Raw genomic sequence first — 21,676 nt, 5'->3', positions numbered from 1 at the left:
GACTGCCTCACTATTCAAAACACTGCCTCGTAGTCAAGCCATTTACGGTAGCTCGGTAGAAACTTTTGGGCCATATTCCCAATATTATACGATGCAATTATATAAGTTCCTTAACACATTTTTTAGTTTAACAGGAAGAATCCAACTTGTAAACAAAAAATACGAACGATGTTATAGAAAAAAATTAACATCGTTCGTATTTTACTGTTTATTATTCCCATTCAATCGTTGCAGGTGGTTTAGAGGTAATGTCATAGACAACCCGATTGACATGTGCAACCTCGTTTACAAGCCGTGTCGAGATGACTTCAAGTACATCCCACGGAATCCGTGCCCAGTCGGAAGTCATCCCATCAATCGAGGTGACCGCCCGAATTCCAATTGTATAATCATAGGTTCTTGTATCCCCCATCACACCGACACTGCGAATGTCTGGAAGTACGGTGAAGTATTGCCAAATTTCACGGTCAAGACCGGCCTTTTTAATTTCTTCACGAAGAATCCAATCTGATTCACGAACAATCTCCAACTTATCTTCAGAGATTGCACCAAGGACGCGGATACCTAAACCAGGTCCAGGGAATGGCTGTCTCCAAACGATATCATCCGGAATGCCAAGCTCTGTACCAAGTGCGCGAACCTCATCTTTGAACAAAGTATTTAGTGGTTCAATCAATTTAAATTGCATATCTTCCGGCAGTCCGCCAACATTGTGATGTGACTTTATCGTTTGTGCTGTTGCTGTGCCGCTTTCAATAATATCCGTGTACAGCGTTCCTTGGGCTAAAAACTCAATTCCTTCGAGCTTAGTTGCCTCATCATCAAATACATAGATAAACTCGTTCCCAATAATTTTCCGCTTTTTCTCCGGATCGGAAACCCCTTCGAGCTTCGATAAGAAACGATCCTTCGCGTCCACTTTGATCACATTCATATGGAACCCTTCAGAGAAAGTCTTCATCACACTATCCGCTTCATTTTTCCGAAGCAGGCCGTGATCAACGAAAATACAAGTTAACTGATCACCAATTGCTTTATGGATGAGAACAGCAACAACGGAAGAGTCCACTCCGCCGCTCAAGGCACAAAGAACCTTTTTATCACCGACTGTCTCGCGAATTTTCGCCATTTCCATTTCAATAAAGTTTTCCATTGACCAATTGCCGCTAGCGCCGCAAACATTGAAAACAAAATTCTTTAAGAGCTCATTTCCATAAACAGAATGACGCACTTCAGGGTGGAATTGTACTGCATAAAGATTACGTTCTTCATCACTCATCGCTGAAATCGGACAAGATGGGCTTGTGCCATTAACGGAGAACCCTTCAGGAGGCTCAACAACCAGGTCCCCGTGGCTCATCCATACGGTCTGTTCCGCAGGCAGGCCTGTAAAAAGGGCAGATTCCGACTCGACTGATATCATTGCTTTGCCATACTCACGGTGCTGTGCCTTTTCAACCTTTCCATTAAAATGGACAGTCATTAACTGCATTCCGTAGCAAATTCCGAGAATCGGCAGACCCATATCAAAAATCGCTTCATCACAGCGGAATGAATTTTCATCATACACACTGTTCGGACCTCCAGAGAAAATGATTCCCTTCGGATTCATTTTGCGAATTTCCTCAGCCGTAATCGTATGCGGATGCAGTTCGCTATACACACCGAACTCGCGAATCCGGCGGGTAATTAACTGATTATATTGACTTCCAAAATCTAAAACAACGATCATATCATGCTTTTCCGTCAAAGCAGCCACCTCATTTTTTATAAGTTAGTACTAGCTTTTACAACAAATGAAAAAAATAAAAAAAAAAATAGAATTCTCCCCCCAACAAATATCAGGAAGGCAGAATTCTAGTTATCTCACAAAATAACTGACAGAAAAATTCTGCCTTCATAGTCAGGCCATTACAGTGGTGACCCGGTAGAGACTCTCGAACCCTATTTTCGAGGATATATGAAGGAAACGAACAAATATTTAGAAAAGCTATAGCGCGCTGATGGACACTATAGCAAGACAAAGAATTTAGTTCATATTGTATCAATAGGTTGTTTTTCCGGTCAAGCAATTGTCTTTTTGATTAAATTTTCCCATAATTCATGCGACTCTTTCCAAGTTCCCTTTGGCAGGTTTTGATGGTACGTATATTGTTCATAAAAGTGTGTCAGCCGTGTCATTTCCCGCGTTGAAAAGAACATATCAACATAACGGGCATAATTCCTCAGCGTTTGGTTTTCCTTCCGCTTGATCCCATAACGTTCAAGCTGATTCAATAAAACCATATACGCTGCAGCGATACTTTCATCCTTTTTCTTAAATTTGTAAACGAGCAATACGCCATACGGAAGCCACTTGCCGCGGATTCGATAAACAACTGCTGCTATTACTGTTAGGATGATGAGAATGAGAACAGCCTTTTTCCAATTGTTTTCTGCTGTCAATTTTGCTTGTTCCCAAATCGCTTTCAGATCAAAGGACTTGTCTTGTTTCTCCACAGTTTTAGGTTCTTCCAGTTCATTCTTCTGAGGCTTTTTCACAGGCGGCGGGATTGTTTGCTGGTTGGTAGTTCCCGAGCCTTCCGTTGCTTCATAATTGATTAAAATCTCATTGGTAAAACCCTTTGTTGGCTCAAACGGCACCCAGCCTTGATTTGGGAAAAAGACCTCTACCCATGAGTGGGCATTATTGTTGGTCACTTCATAATATTGTTTCGAAGTGTTATCTTTGCTGTATTCTAGAAAATCCCCGCCCGTATACCCTTTTACCCAGCGAGTAGGAATCCCCAGCGTCCTTAACATAACGGCCATCGAAGTGGAAAAATTATCGCAATAGCCCCGTTTTGTGTCAAATAAAAATTGGTCAACATAATCATCATTGGTGCCAGGCACCGCGACATTTTTTTGGTCGTACGTAAAGCCTGAATTGGAAAAATAGCTTTCCACGGCTTTCGCCTTGTCAAACCAATTTGATTTTTCAGCGGTTATCTCTTCCGCTAATTCTCTGATTCTTTGCGGTAATTCTTCCGGCAAATGCGTATACTTCTGGTAAAAGAAGGTTGACGGGTCCACACTTGTTGTCCGCTGCAGGTCCTGGACTTTATATTTTGGACGGACAAAGTCTACCGTAAAATTACGGGGAACAACCGGCTCTAGTTCTTCATCATAATAGCTGATCCTCTCATTAGTCGTATCCACCATGAAGCGATTTCCATTTGGATCAGTTGGCTGTATGTCCGTGATTTTCTGGATCCCTGCCGGGTACATAATAAAATGATAGCGATAATTATTATGGACGTTGACAGAAGCAGATTCCTTAATCGTTTCAACTGAGTCAGGAATCGAATACACAGGGACAAGCTCTTCCTTCAGATAGGAGATGGGAGATGAGCCGGAAGCAAACCATCCCTTTCCGGTATAAGTATCCTTAGTCTCCATCTTCCAATAACTTTTTCCGCTCGCTTCATATTTAAAAACCGGGTTGTTGTCACTGATAAACGGTCCGCCAAGTGCACCATCATTGGTACCGTAGCCGATTCGATGCGGTCCGGAACCACTGCCTTCTCCGTCAGCTTTATTGTTATTTGCGGTAAGATAGGGAACAGGATCCGGCCAAATCGGAGCAGCCTTAGGCGCGGCCATTCCCGCCACCACACTAACGGCCAGCATCCCTGCCAGCGGAACCATCCATTTTCGAATAAATGATGAATCAACGGTTACGTTTTCTTTCTGGATGATCCGGTAAAAGGTCAGCATTCCCATCACAGCAAATCCCGCCGCAACCGTCCGCACGATCGCTGCTTTTGCACTATATGGCGTAAACGTGTCCAAGACCGTAATATAAATCAAGGTCATAAAGAAAAAGATAAAGATCTGCTTGCGATTAAGGAGCCAATAATCAATTAAATACACCATTAACCAAAGCAGGATAAAAAACAACAGCGTTCGAAATTCATTAGATAAGTCGTTCCACTGCCTGCCCGTAAGCATACCTATATTATCAGCCACATCCAAAAGGAATGACTTCAACCATTTAAGATGAAAGAATCCTTGCTCATAATAGAAACGATTAATAGAAAATAAGATAAATACTAACTTAATACTACCTTTCCAAATCCCCTTTAGATGAAAATAGGACATGACGAAGGTGATTAGCATAAAGGCAATAAACGTTTCAATATTATCCGTATTTGTTAATTTTTCAATTGGCCGCAGCCATTCCCATAACAGAAGAAAGCTAAGTCCGTATAGTAGAAACGAGGAAAAATCCCTTTTCATCATCGACCCATCACCTCCGAAAAGGATGCTTTAAAATCGCCCTCATGAACCATGACGACTCGAACACCCCGGGCATTTGCGATTGTGACAAGGGAACGCTCCGTTTCCGTCTGAGATTCCTTTTGACCTTTTATAAGGAAAACGGTAATAGAGCCTTTTCTCTTTCCTAGAAAACTTGCCTTTTCGATCACCGGTTTCGTTAATTGCGCCGTGACAAGCATAAAGGAGACTGTTTGTTGAATAAAAAGCCCGTCTGTCTCTAACACCTTTTCAAACGACCGCAAGCCTTTTGCTTCAATTTTTGCGAGATGATAAAAGAGCTGCCGTAAGTGCAGTTCCCCGCCTCGAATCGGAAAGGATGCACGTTCGCTGCTGATCGTTAACAGTCCCGTCTGGGCACCTTTCCTCAAAATCGCATGTAATAACGACGCAGTATAGGAAACGACTGCTTCAAAGTGCTTATCAGGCACACAATCCATGACAACAAACACATCATGGGATTGCCGCTGCTCGAATTCCTTTGTCATAATTTCGTTGCGCTTTGCGGACGCTTTCCAGTTAATCCAGGAAAACCGGTCCCCCGGCTGATAATCCCGGACACCTACCGCCATGGTTGTATCGCGCTGCACCCGTTCCCTCGACGCTGTTAACCCTTGATCAAATTGATTTTCAAACGGCCGGTATAAAAGCTCTGAATAGGCGGGGTACACAACGATTTTCCCTGGTGCTTTGACGATTTTTTCTTTTTCAAATAATCCAAGTGGATCGCCGATTTTTAACGAAAACGATGTGAAAAAGTGTTCCCCGCGCGGCAGTTGGTCAATGATATATTCATAATCGACTTCTTTTTTAAAACCGGGCAGAAGAAGTGCCTTTGCTTTCTTTTGCTGCGGGGCATATTTCATTGCATCACCTAAATGATCTTCTATTAGCAAGTAGAATAACGGAAACGCCTTTGAACGCTTGATTGAGACAGTTACCCTGAAAGCCTCTCCTGCATTATAGTCCGCTTTTAATAAAACCCGAGTAACTTCAAACTCATTTAAAGAATAAAAGGAAAGCGCGACGCAATAAATGGCAAACGGCAGAAAGCTATAAAATAAAAACCAGCTGACAAATCCCCCTTGAAACATGGCATAGGAGAACGTGAGAAGGATGAGAAAAACGAGCAGGATCAACTTCCAGCCTTTTTTAAACGGAATCCAGCGTTTTTTCATGTTATTTCACTAACCTTCTAACTGGTACCGGAACCCTCGCAACCACCCTGTTTACTACTTCTTCCGCTGAAATCCCTTCAAATTTTGCTTCAGATTTTAAAATAATCCGATGGGATAGCACAAATGGCGCTAAATACTGAATATCATCCGGCAGGACATAATCACGCCCGTACATATATGCATATGCTTGAGCTGCCTTCATTAAGGCAATTGAACCCCTTGGGCTTGCGCCTAGGTACACACTGCCGTGGCCCCTGGTCCGGTTCACAATATCAACAATATAGCGTTTAATGGTATCGTCCACAAATACCTCTTTAATATCCTGCTGCAGTGCGAGCAAGCCTTCAAGGTCTACGACCGGCGCAAGATCCTCGATTGGCGGCACCTTTTGCGCACGATTAAGGACTTCAATCTCTTCCTGCAAGTCCGGATAACCCATTTTCATTTTTAATAAAAAGCGATCGAGCTGCGCTTCCGGAAGCGGATAGGTGCCTTCATATTCGATCGGATTCTGCGTCGCCATCACGAAAAAAGGTTTGTTCAGTTTATGAGTCACGCCGTCAATCGTGACGCTGGCCTCCTCCATCCCCTCTAAAAGGGCAGACTGAGTCTTCGGCGAGGTTCGGTTGATTTCATCGGCGAGAATAATGTTCCCCATTAAAGGACCCGGGCGGAATTGAAATTCCAACTCTTTCGGATTATAAATGGAGACGCCTGTGACATCGGATGGCAGCAGGTCCGGGGTAAATTGAATTCTGCGGAAATTGGCATTAACCGATTTCGCAAGTGCCCGGACCATCATCGTTTTCCCCACACCTGGTACGTCTTCTAACAGCACGTGGCCTCCAGCCATTAGTGCAACAAGGCTCAATTCAGCCACATTTCTTTTTCCAATCATCACTTTTTCAATGTTTGCGATGATTCTTTCTATCGTGGGATTCATTTGTTCTTGTGTCAATGGAATTCCTCCTCTAGCGGCAGTAAAACCGTTTTACGGCATTCTATCTATTAATTCTACATTTTTTTGGAAAATTCCTGTTAAATGAGTCACATATTATTCGAAAATAGCGGAACATGGAATATATAGGGGAAAAAAGAATTTCCAATTAATATCCAGCGGATGTCATAAGTTTATTGCGGTAATTTTGCAGAATGAAAAGAGAGGATGAATTTGATTAGCTGCCGCCATTCAGATTCATCCTCTCCTATTCAATCATTTATAGATTAGCGGCTTTAAAGGTGTCTCCGCCCTCGATGGTGCCATTCTCGAATCCTTTATAAAACCAACGCTTCCGCTGTGCAGAAGTTCCATGGGTAAAGCTTTCCGGAACCACATAGCCCTGTGCTTTTTTCTGGATATTGTCATCACCGACTGCATTTGCGGCATTGAGCGCCTCATCTAAATCCCCTTTTTCAAGGTAGCCCTTCCCTTGGGCATAGTGGGCCCAGACACCGGCCAAATAGTCAGCCTGCAATTCAAACCTGACTGAATACTCGTTGGACTTCCTTTGGGCTGCCGGAGCCTGCTCCCCTGTATGCAAGAGGGTCTGAACATGGTGTCCGACCTCATGGGCGATGACATAGGCCATCGCAAAGTCGCCGGGTGCCTGGAATTTTTGCTTTAGCTCCTCATAAAAACTTAAGTCAATGTAAAGCTTGTGATCCCCTGGACAATAAAACGGCCCCACTGCTGAACTCGCCGATCCACAGGCCGACTGAACACTGCCGCTGTATAAAACGAGCTTAGGATTTTCGTATTCCAGACCTCTTTTCTTGAATTCATCTGACCATACATCCTCAGTATCAGCAAGGACGACCGATACAAAGTCAGCCAGCTCCTTTTCCTGAGCTGATTCCTGGTAGGGAGTGTTTGTATCTGAGCCATTATTCGTTGTCATGTTATTGATTAAATCACCAGGGTCACCACCGAGGAGCGTAAAGAGGAGAATAATAATAATCCCGCCAATGCCGCCCCCCATCACCGTTTTGCCACCCATGCCTCTTCTGTCTTCAACGTTTGAGCTTTCCCGTCTACCTTTCCATTTCATTTTTTTACCTCCCTAAACACAAGCGTGTTATTAACTTACTATTTCCATAGTGTTATACCCATATTAAGGAGCTAAAAAGTAGATATATTTTTTCCAATTGTCATTGAAGATAAATTAGAGTTCCCCCGATTCCAGTCGGAATCCTTCCACGACCACATCTTCATCGACTTCCAGCAATAGGCAGCGTTTTCCTTCATATGTAATATATTTAACATATTTCAGATCTTTCGGATTGATGGATACATCGGCCACCTTCGTATTGATCTTTATGGTTTTTGGAATTAAACTGCTTGCTTTGAATTCATGTTTTTCATCAGCTACAACGGCCTTGAAGGCATGTTCCACTTTGGCCGATTCTACATTTTCAACTCCGCTGACCGTTAAGATCCGTTCGATATCCCGAGTATCCAACGTAGGGGTTTCACTTTCTTCATTTTCCTGATTCTCCTGTACCAGCTTATCGATTTCCGCATAGACATTAGAGATAACCTGGGAATCGACTTCGTCGCCTATCACCTCTTTTAAGATGAAATCGAAGCAGTCCTTATCTTCCTGAGCCGTGATGATTTCTTCACAATTGAGAACCTCTTCAATAAATCCGAAGTCAGGTTGGTTTATCTTCCCGGCACAATAGAGAATATGGTTCACATCTGCAGCATTGTCGTTAAACGTTGGAAAAAGAAAGCCTGACAACGGAGAATCCAAATTAATAATCGGGTCAAAGAAGTTATGCGATTTGAATTCTTTCTCGATATAATCAAACGTCAAGGCTTTTTTCGGCTGATCGGTTTTATTCAGGCTGCAAAGAATAAACTGGGTGGAATAGACTTCGTCATCCCCGCCCTCTTCAGATTCCACATTCCGTTTCCGTGTTGCTTTTCGATATTCTCCCCGGATAAACGTCACTACCGTGTCAAATTCATACACTGTATGGGCAAACATTTTCGTGACGATTTCAAGCATATATTCCTTCCAATCGTCCGATGTATCTGCCTGCAGCCCTTCAAAGAGGAACATTTGGGTGCTGTCTTCCACATCGCGGCTGAATTTCAGTTCAAACAGTTTGGCATCAAGATGCCCTGTCAATACCTTTTTAAAGTTTGCTAAAAATAATTCTTGGGCTTCCTGCTCTAACATTTGAAATGGCTGACTGACATGATGATAAATATCACCCGATTCTTTCTGAACATACACATTGAAGATTTCGCGAATGTTCATCAGATGATTATCTAATTTAAATTGCTTGCGGATATTAGCGATGTCTTTTTTATTCACATATCTCAACTCCCATTTCCTTATTATACTAAAGGAAGATAGAATTACTCCATTGATTTACCCCTGCCTTTTTATGTACTCTGGATGGTAACATTTTTATATCATTGTATTGATATGGTTAACATCAAGTTAAAAAAAGAGGATGATTACAGAATAGCATTCTGAAGTCATCCTCTTTTTATTTTGAAATAGTTTATGGTTTAATATGCTAGTCCATGACCAAGTTTATAGATATTCCCATCGCTATCTTTATATGCATACGACAATCCTTCAGGCATATATTTGTCCTTGTCATAACCAGGTACATCATTTCTTGACACACAATCTCCATTCTCATCAACCGCAATCACAGCTTCACTCGCTGGCAACGTTAACGGTAATACACCTACTGGACGGAAATTGCCCGCTATTACTTCAAACTGTGCCTTATAAAATGTATCGTATCCTGCGATTAAAACATCTGCCAAAGGTTCAACATTTCCAAGGATCCAAGGCAGAACGACATTCACAGTCATAATAACTTTTCCGCCGCGAACATGAATACTGTCAGCGACTTCCTTTAAATGATTCATATTGCTCAAGGTCGTTTCTTCGTACGTAGACCCGTCTAAAGCAGTTAATGTTTTATTCTCGACAAGTTCGAGTTCTAAAAGACCCGGTGTCGCATTAAAATAAGCTCCGGATTTTGGACTTAATAATAATATAGCAACATCTGCTTCTTTATAGTCATCAGTCAAAGTAAAGAGGCCTAATTCTTGGCATTCCTTCCTTGCTTGCTCCGTGTAAGCAGCGGCCCGTTCCGGCTCCTTGTGAAAAGCCTCCACATAAACCTTCTTATTATCAACCTTTTCAGCAGTTAAAGGTAATGTCTGATTACTATTTTTAAGAACGGTTACCGACTTTTTATGTGCTTCATAAGCAGCTTCCCAGCCCGCTGGTTTGCTAACCACTGCTGTCGCATTTTCTGTTGAAACATAGGTACGATCATCAAATAATCCTAGAGTAAACATTTCTGTAAGGAGGCGTACATTTGCTTCATCAATACGCTTCTCACTGATCCATCCATTTTGGATGGCTTCTTTAAGATTTTCAATATCATTCGTATCCGCAACAAGGTCTGTACCGGCATTGATGGCTTTTGAAAAACGTTCAGCCTCAGTCTTATCCTCAACACCCCAGCTCATTTTATTGGTGACACCACTGTCGCTATTGATATAGCCTTTGAATCCTAATTTTCCTCTTAAGATGTGCTGTAAGAAATAATGATTAAATGTAAAGCCAACTTCTTCGAAAGGAATATCCTCTCCTTCGAATTCTTGAACCACACTCTTATTGATACGTGGGATTGAATAATACGGCATGATGGATGAAGTGCCATGTTCAACCGCAGCCTGGAATGGCGGTAAGTGGTACTTTTCTAAACTACCAGGTGTTGGGTATAAATTCCACTTTCCTTCTTCATAATGCGGATCAAATCCATTTTCCCGTGCACCGCCGCCAGGGAAATGCTTTGTTGTCATTGCAATACTATGACTACCTAAAGTCTCTCCTTGAAATCCGTCAATGATGCGGCCGATCGCATCAGAAATAAATTCCGGATCTTCACCGAACGTGCCATATGTCCGCTGCCATCTAGGATCTGTGGCAGTATCAGCCATATACATATATCCCTTTCTGATACCAGTAGCATCCCACTCATCATGTGCTATTTTGGCAAATTGGCTGATAAGTGAAGCATCACCGCCATTTTTTATATCTCCTTTTGCTGCTGCAGCAAGTCCTAAAGTCCCTGGCCAAGTAGAAAAGATCCCTACCGCATCATTCATACCAAAGATGGATTCTCCATTTTCGTTTCTTGAATTCGATGCGATTAAACAAGGAATACCGAGACGTGTTCCCTCACATAATTCATTCATTTTATTAACCCACTCAGCCATTTCAGCAGGGCTAAAATTGTCTCTTAAAATGAAGTGGCGTAAGTGCATATTTTCAATTGTATGGGTGGTACCATAGATTTTTGAAACAGCGAAAATATTTTCACCTTTTTCAACAATGGCTTCATCCAGTACACCATCATGGCTTGTCTTACTCTTATCTTCCTGTGAAAGTCCCATCTTACGTGTATTAATCAGCATCATGCCGACTTTTTCATCGATATTCATTAATGAGACTAAGTTCTCTGCACGTTCTTTCGGGCTCAAACGCCAATCTTTATAAGGCTCTAATTTCCCGCTATTATTCAAATCTTTAAATTTTAACCCATCAACTTCAATAATGTTCTTCACTCTGACTTCTAACTTAGGTTGTTTATGGTTAGATTCCACTTTTATGCCTCCTAAACTTAGTCATCTCTCATTATGCCCTCGAGATCAATCAATCTTTCATTCCCACTCCATGTATATTGAATTTAAGACCTCTTTCTTTAGTGATATAATAACAACAAAAAGTTATAAATAAATGATGTTTGTTGCTAATAATATTGTAAATATTGCTATTTAAGAGGATGACACCAAAATGAAGCAATCTGATCTTATTCCAGTCATAAATAAAGGGTTTGAAATTCATTACTTTAGCAAAAAAAATCAATCCCCTGCTTTGTTTAAGAAATATAACGAATCAGCAGAGAAGTTTTCCCAAATAGAGTCGTTATTCCAATTACACAGGCACGATGTTTTGGAGCTTCTTGTCTTTTTAGAGGGGGAGTGTGAATTCTTCTGTGAAGGTAAAACCTATTCCTTAAAGCGGGGGGATGTTGTCGTAACCCCTCCTTATGCTGTTCATAAGGCTAATGTGAGGAATTTCGATACCTATGAACGCATCATTATTAGCGTTAGTGAGCATTTAATGGACGATTTTCTGTCCAGTTCACCATCCATGAAGGAAAATATTGTCTATCAAAAGACACAAGGTTCTCATGTGTTACACCTGCATTCTAAACATTTTCAAGATATCATTTCTTTAGTTCAAGAAATAACCAATAGAAAAAAAACCGGCGAAGATCATTTATCCTTTACATTACATTACCTATTATTTCAAGCGCTACAAGTTATCTTCGATCCTGCAAGCAGCAAGCCTAGCCTTAGTAATAAGGATGAGCTGGACCAAAGATTCGTATCGATACTAGAATACATTGAGTCACATTTGACAGAGCCGGATTTAAGTTTAGATACGATCTCTAAATATTTTTATTTAAATAAATACTATTTTTCTCATTACTTTAAAAAAAACATGAACCTGCCCTTTTACCGGTATGTATCATTAAAGCGTCTATCTTTCGCGGTTACGATGATTAAACAAAATCAGATCTCCATCGAGGAAATCGCCTTGAAATGCGGTTTTCCTGACTATTCGAGTTTTTACAGGCTTTTTAAAAAGGAATATCATCTTTCTCCAAAGAAACTTCAGAAAGAATATAAAAATTTATTTTGAGATCTATCTGCAACCATTCATCAAAGTTCTCTACCGCTAGTTAATAAACGACAAAAGACGACCAAAGTAGTCGTCTTTTGTTTACTCCATTTTTATACTCGTTAAGCAATTTGTTCGGTTTGCTCTGATAAAAGTTTATTATATCGCTGTAAATCTTTAGCATATAACTGTAAATAAGTATCCATTCCTTGATTCTTCAATTTTTCAAAGCTTGCCCAATCAACAATACCGAATTCCTTATTCAACTTTTCAGCATTTACCCAAGCAGTTTCCTCAAAACCGATATTCATCTCATGCTCTTCGATCAACATAGCAAGAAGGTTGGTATCACTGTATTGTTCGGATATTGAATGATTTTTTTTCATTTCGTAATATTCAAGTGTTTTTGGCAGTGAATCTAATAAAGCTTTCCGGTCTAACGCATGCCCTAACTCATGAAGTGTAAAAGAATGAATATACGATTTGAGTGAAACGGGGGCCTGCATTTCCATTATTGCTTCTTCTATACGTTTAACATCATAGCCGATATAATCAAGGATAAAATTATAGCTCATATTCACCCCTGTTAGCTGATGCTTCAATTCAATTTCAATTCCAACAGTTCTTAAAGTGGATTGTATTATTTGCTCAATCCACTTTATTCTTTTTTTATTGTTCATTTCTTCCCTTACTTTCCCATTTATTTTCTCTTATGAGGTAATTATATTTTACGTTAAGGGCTTATATGTTGGGAAGTCCTTACAAAAAAAAGAACTTTGTTTAATCTGCCCACAAACAATTGGTCTTTAAATGCTTTGATTTTTTGTCGATACCTACTCAGAATTTGTAGATATTTCCCGGGAATTTGTTGGAATTTGAAAATTGATTGGGGGTCGAGGGGTGAAATTTCAAAATGTATCGGGTATCGCTATCTCTATTTCATTGGTACCTTCTGATCTTTCTTTTGGTAGAATCATATCGCATATTGGAACTCCATCCTTATAGAAGAAGGTCCTTGGTTTTATGCTTAATATATATCGCCCTGCGATACAAGCCAATAAAAAGAGTTGATACACCCCCTATTTGAGGAACTCTATTAAGGTTGGCTCTTGTTTTTGTTGGAATTCTCATCCTCCAAACCACCTTATTTGCGGAATATAGAGAAAAGCCAACCCCGTTTTTCTTTAGGCTTTTGTATCGCTTCTTCTAACCGTTTATTAAAATCGCTTTGTGAACTCCATTCCTTTTTCTGTTCTTCCCGCATATTTTGTATTTCTTTTTGTAAGAGATCACTTTTTTGTTTTTCTAATTGCAGCAATGTATCGTAATTGGTATTTTGTTGTTCAGTTAATTTTTCAATTTTGGCATTAGTTTTTTGCGCTGCATTTCCAATACTAGAACTTATAACATGATGATCTTGCTTGAGTCGGGAAACCGTTGTTTTAAGCTGTGACATATCGTTTGTCAGTTGGACATTCATTTCTCGTGTGGCTGCGAGTTCATTGACTAAATACTTTAAGACCTCTTTTAGTTGATTGGGATCATGAGGTGAATATTCATATGTATCGGGTATCGCAATCTCTGTTTCCTCGGATCTATCCAATCTTTCTTTTTGCAGATACACAAGGTCTTTAGCCGTATCGTCCAGGGGTTTGTCCGTATCGCGTAACGCTATAAGCGCTCCGATGTCGGATTGAACGAAGATTCGTCGATCACCATCTTTCAGAAACTCATATCCATTCCGCTCTAATATTTGGCCATACTTTCGTACAGTGGGCGTTGCAATCCCTATTTCTTCCGCCACTTCCTTAGAAGAGAAAGCTTGTTCATTCGGTTGTATATCACGTCGCATATCGGACCTCCTTTTCTATTAAATATGACGCTTTTTAGCTTTATTTGCAAGCTATATCGCCCTGCGATACAAAACAAAAAAGAAGCTGGCAAAAACAAAACGTTTTCACCAGCTTCTTATTTCTTTTAGGGACGTAATAGGTCCGCTTCTTTTAGGATAATCTCCGAAATTATTTTGTGGAGTGTCTCTTAGTATTTAATCGTTATCACGTTGTCTGGAACGCGCTTCGCCGCCTTTACGGCCCGCTTCTTCTCTGCTCATTTTTCCATCGTTGTCATCATCGTTTTGGCGCTGGTTAGCACGCGCTTCGCCACCCTTTTGGCCAATTTCCTCATAAAATTCTCTGTCATGATTTTTAGATGTTGCTTCGCCGCCTTTACGGCCGATTTCTTCATAGAACTCTCTATCATGGGTTTTAGCTGTTGCTTCTCCGCCTTTGCGGCCTGCTTCTTCTACCGTCATCTGTCCGTTATCATTGTTATTGCGATTTTTGTCAGCCATTAAAAATTCCTCCCATTTTTTTGAATTCCCTTACGCTCTTTATGTTCCCGCTTTCTATTAAATTAAACATATTTCTATTAATCTAAATATGTCTTTCCACGTAGAAATGAAAAACGAGGCATCCCGTAAGTTTGCATAACACTTGGAATAACCTCATCTTTTATATTTCTTTACTTTTCTTTAGAAATGGCATTATAATTTTTAAATTTTGAAAACGGCTTTTTCTTTTTTACATACTTTTCATTAAGGACAACTACTTTCCTGTTCTCAGTGGGTATGTATTTTCGATAAACTGATTTATATTTCTCAAATGCAAAGTGCCCTAAAGTATAAACTGGTAAGATCATGCACAGAAGGATTAAAACTGGTAGTATCACATCGAATTCATTCCCAATGATATACCTAGTCATTACAGCATAAGCCCCAAAAGAAACCATTAAGGTAATAACTACATTACATATATGAAAAGGGAACACACTTTTATTTTCTCCAAACATCCGCTCTAGTTCATTCTTGAAAACAAGTGTAATAAATACTGAAATCACAATGACAATAAGGGAAACAAAATATGTCAGAACTATATTCATCTTTTTACACCCCCGCACAACATTTATATGCCCATTATATCCAATTATAGTGGCGAGGCAAATGTTTCCTATTGGAATGATTATATGTAAAACACCTATGCCTGAAATACCCCCTAAAACGACGATTCTGAGAAAATCATACCTTTGTCTATTTGTTTTTCACAGGATTCCTTTGATGTAAAAACGGGTAAATATTCATATACCTTTAGATTGATATACTGGGAGGATAAACATGGATAGAAATACCACGATCATGCAATTTTTCGAATGGCATCTGGAGCCGGATGGAAGCCATTGGGGACAGCTGAAGAAGATGGCACCAGAATTAAAAGAAAAAGGAATTACCTCCGTCTGGATACCACCAGTCACAAAAGCAATCTCGCCTGAGGATAATGGCTATGCCACATATGATGTATATGATCTGGGTGAATTTCATCAAAAAGGAGCTAGCCGGACAAAGTACGGAACTAAACAAGAACTAATAGAGGCAATAGCTGCGTGTCAAAATGCCGGCATGAAAGTCTATGTAGATGTAGTAATGAACCATAAAGGAGGGGCTGACGAGACGGAATTAATTAACGTTATTGAAGTGAATCAGGAGGACAGGACAGAAGAAATAGCTGAACCCTTTGAAATAAAAGCTTGGACAAAGTTTACATTTCCAGGGCGTGAGGGAAAGTATTCTTCTTTTGAATGGAGGCAGGAGCATTTTACCGGAACGGATTATGATGAAAAGACGGGAAAATCGGGAATCTTTAAAATCCTTGGAGATGACAAGGATTGGAGTAAACATGTGGATGATGAAAACGGAAATTATGACTATCTCATGCTTGCCGATATTGACTATGAACATCCTGAAGTAAAAAAAGAAATGATCGAATGGGGAAAATGGCTTAGCGATACCCTTAATTGCGATGGATACCGCCTTGATGCAATTAAGCATATTAATCACTATTTCATCAGTGAGTTTGTAGAGAAGCTGCGTAAACACCGAGGTGATGATTTTTATTTTGTTGGAGAAGTTTGGAAGCCCCATCTTCCTGCCTGCCAGAAATACCTTGATTATGTCGATTATCAGATCGATTTGTTTGATGTCCCCTTGCATTATAAACTGCATCAAGCCTCCCATGATGGCAGTAAGTTTGATTTAACCAGCATTTTCGAGGGTACCCTTGTAAACGCCCACCCAAATAATGCTGTTACCTTCGTTGATAATCACGATACTCAGCCTCAAGAGTCCCTTGAATCGTGGGTTCAAGACTGGTTTAAGCCAAGTGCATATGCCCTGATTCTCCTTAGAAGGGATGGAAATCCATGCCTTTTTTATGGGGATTACTACGGAATAGGAGGCCCTGAGCCGGCAGAAGGAAAAAAGGAAATCCTAGATCGCCTCCTCTTTGCCAGATATGAGAAAGCATACGGTGAACAGCATGATTACTTCGACCATCCAAATACCATTGGATGGGTTCGGTTGGGTGTTAAAGAACTTCAGCACTCAGGCTGTGCAGTCGTCATTTCCAACGGAGAAGACGGTGTGAAACGAATGTACGTAGGTGAACGGAAGGCTGGAGAAACATGGGTAGACCTAACCAACTCAAGGGATGACCAAATTACAATCGAAGAAGATGGATATGCCACTTTCCCCGTTAACGGCGGCAGTGTATCCGTTTGGGCTTACCATCCATCCTAAAGAATAAAATAAATAATATGTTTCGACCAGATATGAATCGGCTAGCTCAGCAATTTAGCCATCACACACCAAAATGTCCACTGGAGGTGGACATTTTGGCTGTAGTGTCTTTTTGTGGTGTCAGGCACCATTTATAGTATTGTTGTATTGTTTAATTCAATTGTTTATTTATAATAGGGATTCCGCCCCGTCAATGTAGATTTCGCTTCCGGTTATGTGGTTGGATTGGCTGGAAGCAAGGAAGAGTACTAGGTCGGCGACTTGGTCGGCTTTTCCGGGTTTGTGTTCCAATGGTTGGTTTCCTTCTGGGTATTCAATAGGAATTTCTACTTTTTTTAGATTTTTATTTTCTTTCCATGTGTTTTCATTGATATTTGTTTCAATTGCACCTGGACAGATCATGTTGACTCTAATACCGTAGTTGGCAAGCTCTAGAGCGGCCATTTTCCCAAATCCCATCTGGCCAATTTTCGATGTACTATAGGCAGACATTCCAATATTTTTATAGATCCTGTTCCCGTTTATTGAACTTGTAATAATGATACTCCCCCCATTTGTCTTCAAATGCGGGATTGCATATTTAACCGTCAAAAAGGTACTCGTTAAGTTATTGGAGATGGTTAGGTCCCAATCCTTCGGCTCCAAGTCTTCTATCGGCGCAACTTCCCCATTAATCCCGGCGTTAGCAAAGACAACATCTAGTCTTCCCCACTTGTCGATGGTGCTTTTGTAACAGTCCTCTACTTCCTTCGGTTGAGAAACGTTGGCTTCTAAGACAAGTGCTTCACTCCCTATTTCTTCGATTTGATTTTTCACCTCTTCCACGTTTTCTTTATGCAAATCTACTAAAGCAATCTTTCCGCCATTTTGAGCAAGCTTTAGCGCAGCAGCCCTTCCAATCCCTGAGCCAGCCCCTGTAACAAAAGCAATCTGATTTTGAAGTACATTCCCCACGTTAAAAAACCCCCTTTATTATGATGATAGTACTATATCCAACATAGAGATTTTAAAACATAAAGATTTTATCGAAATGCTAAGGAGATACTATTCTTTATCATTCATCCTTTATCAGACTTACTTTGCTCCCTATTTGACGAGCAGCTCTTCTCTCGTTTGTTCTGCAGCTATCACCATCACCTGAAGTGCCGCAACAGTTTCCTCCATACCCCTAGTTTTTAAGCCACAATCGGGATTAATCCAGAACAGCTTGGGATCAAGGACTTGAAGCGCACGATGAATGTTTCTGATCAATTCTTCAAGCAATGGTACTCGCGGGCTATGGATGTCATATACGCCAAGACCGATTCCCATATCATACGTATTTTCTTCAAAGGCATGAATTAATTCACCATGGCTTTTTGATGTTTCAATAGAAATAACATCCGCATCGAGTGCTTTAATTGCATGAATAATATTCTTAAAGTCCGAATAACACATATGGGTATGAATTTGCGTCTCATTTTGAACAGAGGATGTCGCCAACTTAAACGAATAAACGGCAGCATCTAGATAACCTGCCCATTTTTCACGTTTTAACGGCAGGCCTTCCCGAATGGCAGGCTCATCCACTTGTATCATGCGGATGCCATTTTCCTCTAGCGCTTCCACCTCTTTACGAAGGGCAAGTGCAATTTGGTTTGCCACCTCGTAGCGTGAAATATCATTACGGACAAATGACCAATTTAAAATCGTAATCGGACCTGTCAGCATTCCTTTTACCGGTTTGTTTGTTAACGATTGGGCATATACAGTTTCTGCAACTGTCATTGGCTCCTTAAAGGCGACATCCCCATAAATGAGCGGGGGCTTCACACATCTGGAACCATATGACTGAACCCAGCCGTATTTTGTAAATTGAAATCCGGCTAATTTTTCGCCAAAGTATTCAACCATATCTGTCCGTTCAAATTCCCCATGTACGAACACATCCAGACCAAGATTTTCTTGGATTTCAATCCACTTTTTTATTTCTGCCTTAATATAGGCTCCATACTCACTGTCAGTTAATTCGCCTTTCCGCCATTTTAAACGCTGTTTTCTTACTTCTTTCGTTTGCGGGAAGCTGCCAATAGTTGTCGTCGGCAGAAGTGGTAATTGAAACGCCTTTTCTTGAAGCCCTCTGCGTACTGTAAATGGCGCTTTCCGCTCTGCTTGATCCTTCTGTAAACTGCGAATGGCTTCTCGAACTTGAGTATTATTTCGAATTGACGACTGATTTAATCCTTGAATTGCTTTTGTGCTTTCATCGATCTCTTTTTTTATCACTTGCTTTCCATTATTCAAGCCATTTGTAAGAGCGCTAATTTCAACTAATTTTTCATCCGCAAATGCCAGTGCATTTCTTAATATCTCATCGAGCAATTCTTCATTTTTTACTGTCACAGGAACATGCAATAGGCTTGATGATGGCTGAACAATTAGTCTTGTTTTTAAAACAACCGCTTCAATCTCGGTCAGAAGTGAAAATGTCCCTTCGAGATCCGCCCGCCAAATATTTCGTCCGTCAATGACTCCAGCTGCAAGTACTTTATTCTTAGGAAAGCCATACTTCTTCAAAGCAGCAAGATTCTGACCGTTATCATGGACAAAATCAAGTCCAATTCCCTGAACAGGAAGTGAAATGACCTCTTCATAATGCTCGATACTTTCAAAATATGTTTGCAATATCACCTTAAGGTTTGGTGCTGCATCCTGTAATGCCTGATAGACTTCGCTAAATATAGCAATCTCTTCTTTTGAAATACTAGCAGCTAAAATCGGTTCATCTATTTGAACCCATTCTGCCCCCTCCGCCTCTAGTTCGCGTAATATTTCCGCATAAAGAGGGATAAATTGTTCAACAACTGCTTTGAACGCACTTTCGGTATAACCTTTTGATAGCTTTACAAATGTAATCGGTCCTAAAATAACTGGTTTACCATGTATACCAAGTTTTTGCTTCGCCTCTTGAAAAAATTGAAGCGGGCGGTTTTCAACAAGAGCAGGAGCTGTTTCTTCAAGCTCTGGAACGATATAGTGGTAGTTTGTGTTAAACCATTTTGTCATTTCAGAAGCAACTGCCTCTTTCGTTCCTCGCGCCATAGCAAAATAGGTTTCAAGCGGCACCTTCCCGCCGCTGTAGTTAAATCGTTTCGGTACTAAACCGAACATAACAGCCGTATCCAGGACATGATCATACAAGCTAAAGTCCCCGACAGGGATTAAATCAATTCCGTGCTCCTTTTGCTTCTTAAGATGCTCCAGGCGAATCACTTCTATTTTCTTTAAGAATGCCTCTTTTTCTAACTTACCTGCCCAAAACTGTTCCAAGGCTTGTTTCCATTCACGTTTTTCCCCAATTCTTGGGTATCCTAGATTCGAGCTTATCACTTTTACCATAATGGGTTACCTCTCCTTTTACATCTTAGTGTGTCAAACATAAAAAAATCTCCCTTTTCAAAAATGGAAAAGAGAGATTGATACGTTTAATTAACTTGAGTCCGAACCTTTTCGTTTACTCAACACGTTCTCACCTCCTCTATCTCCTCGTAGAGTACTAGCGCATACAACAGGCAGGTTTCCTGACTAAGGTTCATCGCTCCTTATCCCTTCCCATTTCCCTATGAAACAGTGGCTATTCGATAAGTTGCTCCCCATTTACAGTGGCGGGACCGTGCCGGCATTTCACCGGTCTTCCCTTTTAAGCCGTGCAGATCATCTACACAGCACCTGAAGCTTTTGTTATGAAGTTTTTAAAAACCGATTTGGATCTGCATTTTCTCTTATAAACAAAAACAGCCTCTCTAGTAAACATAGAGAGGCTGGCGGATCCTTTTTCATCCCTCTCATTTGCCAAAGCAATACGCCTTGCTGGAATTAGCACCTTTTTAACAAGTTGTTAAATGGTTGCTGGGCTTCATAGGGCCAGTCCCTCCGCCTCTCTTCATAAGAGTATTAAAATTTTTAATGTTTTGAATTTAATTGCAATGATAGCATTTTGGACAGAGGTTGTCAAAGATTATTAAATTATTGCAAAGTCCACTTAATTATTCTCTCTCAACCCTCTGTTGTAAACTTATACCCAATCCCTCTTAACGTTACGATAAAAGAATAATCTGTATACTTTGCAATTTTTTCTCTTAGATTTTTGATATGGACATCTACTGTTCGTTCGTTGATTACCTTTTCATTCTTTTTATAAATGGTATTGATGATTTGCTCCCTTGAAAGAAGTTGATCTGGATGGGTCATAAATAGATAGAGCAATCTGTACTCGAAATGAGTTAAATCAAGTACTTCATCTTGAAATTTTACAATTCCTTTTAATGGTTTAATCGTTAACCCTTTATAGCTTAGTTTACTGCATCGATTGGCGGTTCGTCGTAAGACCGTTTCAATTCTAACCGATAATTCTTCTAAATTATATGGTTTACCGATATAGTCATCGGCTCCTCGTTTCAGCCCTTCGATACGATCCTGTTCCGAATTATTAGAGGATACAATGATGATTGGTACGTTACTGTCTAGTTCGTAACGCATCCAGAAGCATACCTCAAGTCCATCCATATCAGGAAGAGCTGTTTCTAGAAGCACAAAACAAGGATCGTGTTTTAAGTACATTTCACGAGCGGTTTGTCCATCAGCAGCCTCTAATATTTCGAACCCTTGCCTTGTTAGATGAAATCTTAACACAGGTCTGTTTTCACTATTACTATCTATAATTAAAATGGTTTTACCTCTCAATTTTTTATCTTCCAACTTCTTCAACCCCTTGCCTCTATTATATTGATAAAAAGAGTTTCACAAAAGGTGGTGTTATATATATTAAAACGACCCGCTGT

At 40.4% G+C, this 21,676-nt stretch carries 15 protein-coding genes, 1 pseudogene and 4 riboswitches; of the genes and pseudogenes, 2 read left to right on the top strand and 14 right to left on the bottom strand.

The genetic code is table 11. The features are described 5' to 3' along the window. Positions 1–10: 10 nt before the first annotated feature. A riboswitch (purine riboswitch) is annotated at positions 11–112 on the bottom strand. A gap of 99 nt (positions 113–211) precedes the next feature. The 7 genes from guaA to FAY30_RS01810 form a co-directional block, all read right to left on the bottom strand. Continuing rightward, positions 212–1,732: a glutamine-hydrolyzing GMP synthase gene (guaA, locus tag FAY30_RS01840; RefSeq protein WP_149868293.1), complete on the bottom strand. Its 1,521-nt coding sequence runs from the start codon at positions 1,730–1,732 to the stop codon at positions 212–214. A gap of 148 nt (positions 1,733–1,880) precedes the next feature. Further along, positions 1,881–1,984, bottom strand: a riboswitch (purine riboswitch). Positions 1,985–2,064: 80 nt separating this feature from the next. Beyond that, a complete protein-coding gene (locus FAY30_RS01835; protein ID WP_149868292.1) occupies positions 2,065–4,281 on the bottom strand; it encodes a transglutaminase TgpA family protein in 2,217 nt (738 codons plus the stop codon). Next, positions 4,278–5,495, bottom strand: a complete 1,218-nt coding sequence (locus FAY30_RS01830; RefSeq protein ID WP_149868291.1) for a DUF58 domain-containing protein — start codon at positions 5,493–5,495, stop codon at positions 4,278–4,280. Before FAY30_RS01830 ends, FAY30_RS01835 begins: the two co-directional genes overlap by 4 nt. Before the next feature lies 1 nt (position 5,496). Continuing rightward, positions 5,497–6,438, bottom strand: a complete 942-nt coding sequence (locus FAY30_RS01825; protein WP_411675482.1) for an AAA family ATPase — start codon at positions 6,436–6,438, stop codon at positions 5,497–5,499. Positions 6,439–6,712: 274 nt separating this feature from the next. Continuing rightward, the gene (locus FAY30_RS01820; protein WP_149868289.1) at positions 6,713–7,543 is read right to left on the bottom strand and encodes a KPN_02809 family neutral zinc metallopeptidase; all 831 of its coding nucleotides are present in this window, start codon (positions 7,541–7,543) and stop codon (positions 6,713–6,715) included. A gap of 114 nt (positions 7,544–7,657) precedes the next feature. Then, positions 7,658–8,818 (bottom strand): DUF4317 domain-containing protein, encoded by a 1,161-nt coding sequence (locus FAY30_RS01815; protein ID WP_149868288.1) that lies wholly within the window; start codon positions 8,816–8,818, stop codon positions 7,658–7,660. 200 nt (positions 8,819–9,018) lie between these two features. Then, on the bottom strand, positions 9,019–11,142 hold the full coding sequence (locus FAY30_RS01810) for a glycoside hydrolase family 3 protein (protein ID WP_149868287.1): 2,124 nt from the start codon (positions 11,140–11,142) through the stop codon (positions 9,019–9,021). A gap of 190 nt (positions 11,143–11,332) precedes the next feature. Between FAY30_RS01810 and FAY30_RS01805 the strand changes: the two genes are divergently transcribed. Continuing rightward, the gene (locus FAY30_RS01805) at positions 11,333–12,247 is read left to right on the top strand and encodes a helix-turn-helix domain-containing protein (RefSeq protein ID WP_149868286.1); all 915 of its coding nucleotides are present in this window, start codon (positions 11,333–11,335) and stop codon (positions 12,245–12,247) included. 101 nt (positions 12,248–12,348) lie between these two features. On the opposite strand, the gene FAY30_RS01800 is transcribed toward FAY30_RS01805, so the two are convergent. From FAY30_RS01800 to FAY30_RS01785, 4 genes and pseudogenes are all read right to left on the bottom strand, one after another. Then, a complete protein-coding gene (locus tag FAY30_RS01800; RefSeq protein ID WP_149868285.1) occupies positions 12,349–12,906 on the bottom strand; it encodes an integrase in 558 nt (185 codons plus the stop codon). Positions 12,907–13,370: 464 nt separating this feature from the next. Beyond that, a complete protein-coding gene (locus FAY30_RS01795; RefSeq protein WP_149868284.1) occupies positions 13,371–14,078 on the bottom strand; it encodes an SH3 domain-containing protein in 708 nt (235 codons plus the stop codon). 198 nt (positions 14,079–14,276) lie between these two features. Beyond that, positions 14,277–14,579: pseudogene (locus tag FAY30_RS01790) on the bottom strand (KGG domain-containing protein); the annotation flags it as partial. Positions 14,580–14,749: 170 nt separating this feature from the next. Then, positions 14,750–15,166: a hypothetical protein gene (locus FAY30_RS01785; protein ID WP_149868282.1), complete on the bottom strand. Its 417-nt coding sequence runs from the start codon at positions 15,164–15,166 to the stop codon at positions 14,750–14,752. 232 nt (positions 15,167–15,398) lie between these two features. Between FAY30_RS01785 and FAY30_RS01780 the strand changes: the two genes are divergently transcribed. Continuing rightward, positions 15,399–16,856: an alpha-amylase gene (locus FAY30_RS01780; RefSeq protein ID WP_149868281.1), complete on the top strand. Its 1,458-nt coding sequence runs from the start codon at positions 15,399–15,401 to the stop codon at positions 16,854–16,856. A 168-nt stretch (positions 16,857–17,024) separates the two neighbouring features. Here the strand turns inward: FAY30_RS01780 and FAY30_RS01775 are convergent, their stop codons facing one another. The 3 genes from FAY30_RS01775 to FAY30_RS01765 all read right to left on the bottom strand — a co-directional run bounded on the left by FAY30_RS01775 (position 17,025) and on the right by FAY30_RS01765 (position 21,593). Continuing rightward, the gene (locus FAY30_RS01775; protein WP_149868280.1) at positions 17,025–17,810 is read right to left on the bottom strand and encodes an SDR family oxidoreductase; all 786 of its coding nucleotides are present in this window, start codon (positions 17,808–17,810) and stop codon (positions 17,025–17,027) included. Between the two features lie 132 nt (positions 17,811–17,942). Beyond that, positions 17,943–20,234 (bottom strand): 5-methyltetrahydropteroyltriglutamate--homocysteine S-methyltransferase, encoded by a 2,292-nt coding sequence (metE, locus tag FAY30_RS01770; RefSeq protein WP_149868279.1) that lies wholly within the window; start codon positions 20,232–20,234, stop codon positions 17,943–17,945. 154 nt (positions 20,235–20,388) lie between these two features. Next, positions 20,389–20,583: riboswitch (cobalamin riboswitch) on the bottom strand. Between the two features lie 94 nt (positions 20,584–20,677). Beyond that, positions 20,678–20,787: riboswitch (SAM riboswitch) on the bottom strand. Positions 20,788–20,891: 104 nt separating this feature from the next. Beyond that, positions 20,892–21,593 carry a response regulator transcription factor gene (locus FAY30_RS01765; RefSeq protein WP_149868278.1) on the bottom strand — a complete coding sequence of 234 codons (702 nt, stop codon included), beginning with the start codon at positions 21,591–21,593 and terminating at the stop codon, positions 20,892–20,894. Positions 21,594–21,676: the final 83 nt, after the last annotated feature.

Origin of the sequence: Bacillus sp. S3 (assembly GCF_005154805.1) — a bacterium.
Taxonomy (GTDB): Bacteria; Bacillota; Bacilli; order Bacillales; family Cytobacillaceae; genus Neobacillus.
The sequence above is the reverse complement of the archived record's forward strand: the minus strand, read 5'-3'. Positions and strand labels throughout refer to the sequence as shown.

Bases quoted from the DNA above. Each gene is read 5' to 3' on its own strand.
- FAY30_RS01795 (WP_149868284.1), bottom strand. From the start codon at position 14,078: ATGCGACGTGATATACAACCGAATGAACAAGCTTTCTCTTCTAAGGAA.
- guaA (WP_149868293.1), bottom strand. From the start codon at position 1,732: ATGATCGTTGTTTTAGATTTTGGAAGTCAATATAATCAGTTAATTACC.
- FAY30_RS01830 (WP_149868291.1), bottom strand. From the start codon at position 5,495: ATGAAAAAACGCTGGATTCCGTTTAAAAAAGGCTGGAAGTTGATCCTG.
- FAY30_RS01820 (WP_149868289.1), bottom strand. From the start codon at position 7,543: ATGAAATGGAAAGGTAGACGGGAAAGCTCAAACGTTGAAGACAGAAGA.
- FAY30_RS01835 (WP_149868292.1), bottom strand. From the start codon at position 4,281: ATGATGAAAAGGGATTTTTCCTCGTTTCTACTATACGGACTTAGCTTT.
- FAY30_RS01780 (WP_149868281.1), top strand. From the start codon at position 15,399: ATGGATAGAAATACCACGATCATGCAATTTTTCGAATGGCATCTGGAG.
- FAY30_RS01805 (WP_149868286.1), top strand. From the start codon at position 11,333: ATGAAGCAATCTGATCTTATTCCAGTCATAAATAAAGGGTTTGAAATT.
- FAY30_RS01825 (WP_411675482.1), bottom strand. From the start codon at position 6,438: ATGAATCCCACGATAGAAAGAATCATCGCAAACATTGAAAAAGTGATG.
- metE (WP_149868279.1), bottom strand. From the start codon at position 20,234: ATGGTAAAAGTGATAAGCTCGAATCTAGGATACCCAAGAATTGGGGAA.
- FAY30_RS01785 (WP_149868282.1), bottom strand. From the start codon at position 15,166: ATGAATATAGTTCTGACATATTTTGTTTCCCTTATTGTCATTGTGATT.
- FAY30_RS01800 (WP_149868285.1), bottom strand. From the start codon at position 12,906: ATGAACAATAAAAAAAGAATAAAGTGGATTGAGCAAATAATACAATCC.